3 protein-coding genes are annotated in these 1,346 nt (G+C 57.2%); 2 read left to right on the forward strand and 1 reads right to left on the reverse strand.

Annotated features, from left to right (window positions below; genetic code table 11):
* The coding region (locus AB5Z52_RS17080; RefSeq protein ID WP_368267145.1) for a hypothetical protein at positions 1–478 on the forward strand (478 nt) is incomplete at its 5' end.
* Between the two features lie 27 nt (positions 479–505).
* Positions 506–724, forward strand: coding sequence for a helix-turn-helix domain-containing protein (locus AB5Z52_RS17085; RefSeq protein WP_368267146.1), 219 nt, complete (start codon positions 506–508; stop codon positions 722–724).
* A gap of 200 nt (positions 725–924) precedes the next feature.
* On the opposite strand, the gene AB5Z52_RS17090 is transcribed toward AB5Z52_RS17085, so the two are convergent.
* Positions 925–1,182 carry a hypothetical protein gene (locus AB5Z52_RS17090; RefSeq protein WP_021647788.1) on the reverse strand — a complete coding sequence of 86 codons (258 nt, stop codon included), beginning with the start codon at positions 1,180–1,182 and terminating at the stop codon, positions 925–927.
* Positions 1,183–1,346: the final 164 nt, after the last annotated feature.

The raw sequence follows: 1,346 nt of genomic DNA on the forward strand, positions 1-1,346 counted from the left end.
GTATGCGGGCATGCTGGTCGCCCTGGTCGTTGCCGGTGCTCCGCTGGTGCGGTGGGTTCAGGAAGGCTTGGATTCCGGGAATCTGTTTATCGTTGGGGACCCGAATCTGCTGCCTGTGGCATCGGATGCCACTGTGCTCGCCCGTGGTTTCGCTGTCGCCGCAATCGCCATGGTGGCGATGCTTGGGATGATGGCTGTGGTGTTCAGAAACATCCATCTGATCTTCAGTACCAGCGAAACCGAATCTCCCTTCACCAAGGCCAACGTGCAACGCGTCCGCCGCATCGGCGAACTATCCATCATCGCCCCCATCATCAACGCCATTTTCATGGTTGTCGTCGATCTCGTGGTGGGGAGCCGCAAGGTGGAATTCTTCGTGAATATGCAGCCGATCGCCTTCGGTCTCGTCGTGCTGTGCCTGGCGCAATTCTTCGCATACGGCGCCGAGCTTGAGCATGACGTCGACGGCCTGCTCTGATGATTGCGCGATTCAGGGAAGGTTGATATGGGCAAAATTGTTCTGGAACTGGATGTGATGATGGCGAAGCGGCACATCTCACTGGGCGATCTCGCCGAGCAGGTCGGTATCACTAACGTCAATTTATCCAAGATCAAAAACAACAAGGTCAACGCGATTCGGTTTACCACGTTGACCAATATCTGCCAGGCCTTGGAATGCGAGCCGGGCGACATTCTCAAATACGATCCCGACGCAGGGGAGTAGGCGAGATGTAGCTCGTGGGTTGCGCCGCTGGGGGCGATTCCGTCCAATTCCTCACGCTTGGCATTGCCGATGTGTTTTGCTGATCGTCGTGATGCCGCGTCCGAGTAACGGGACGAGCTGTTGCCTTGTCGTCCACACCGCGTCGCTACGGAATGTGATGGGATGCGAGGGTGCTCGTGTCGGAACTCGGCAGCCGTGCCCTATTCAGTCGCGTTGACGGTTCTGAAGAGTTGCGGCTCGTATCGTTGAAGGTCGTCGAGTAGGTAGCGCGCGTCGAGTTGTTCGATGCCGTAGGAGCCGTCGGCCACCTGTTGGCTGAGTTGGCTGGAATAATAGAGTTTCATCGCATCGGCGGCTGTCATGTCGTATTGGTCGGCTATCAGCGCGATGAGATCGGATTCGAGATGCTCCTTGCGTAGCGTTTCGAGCTTCGTCAGGGTTTGTGGCGTGATCGTCATTGTTTCACCTCGTAGGTCTCGACGTATCGCAGGGCTGCGATCGACCGGGGTGTGAGGAAGCGGTACTGGTCGTTTCGTTCGTAGAAGGCAAGGGCCTGCAGGGTGCGTTCCATGTCCCATAGCTCACGCATGTACATGTCTATGGCCGCGTAGACCTTGGGGGC

Source organism: Enterococcus sp. RTP21361st1_A6_RTP21361_211029 (assembly GCF_040910045.1).
Classification (GTDB): Bacteria; Bacillota; Bacilli; order Lactobacillales; family Enterococcaceae; genus Enterococcus_D; species Enterococcus_D gallinarum.